This window comes from Thauera terpenica 58Eu, from assembly GCF_000443165.1.
GTDB lineage: Bacteria > Pseudomonadota > Gammaproteobacteria > Burkholderiales > Rhodocyclaceae > Thauera > Thauera terpenica.
The window spans coordinates 1-350 of the sequence record NZ_ATJV01000015.1 but is presented as its reverse complement, the minus strand read 5'-3'; the positions used below and the strand labels follow the sequence as shown (position 1 = coordinate 350).

1 pseudogene is annotated in these 350 nt (G+C 65.1%); it reads right to left on the bottom strand.

The features are described from left to right. Positions 1-350, bottom strand: a pseudogene (locus M622_RS0119810) (IS1634 family transposase); the annotation flags it as partial.

Genomic DNA, 350 nt, shown 5'->3' with positions numbered 1-350 from the left:
GCGTGGAAGGGTTCGAGCAGGTCGATGAACTCGTTGTAACGCCGGCCCGGTACCGCGATGATGAATTCGAGCGGCTTGCCGCTGGCCAGGCGCACCGCCTTCAGCGCTTCCAGATTATCCAGGCTGAGCAGCCCCCGGTCGGCGACCAGCACCATGCGTTGCACCGATGGGAAACGCGAGAGCACCTTGGTGAGCGTCGGCAGCAGGGTTCGAGTTTCGGCCGTGTTGCCGTCGAACACTTCGTGGTAGATCGGCAGCCCCTCAGCGGTCTGCACCACGCCGAGCATGAACTGGCGGGCGATCAGCCCCTCCTTGGCCATGCCGTACTGGCGGATGTCGCCGGCCGTCTG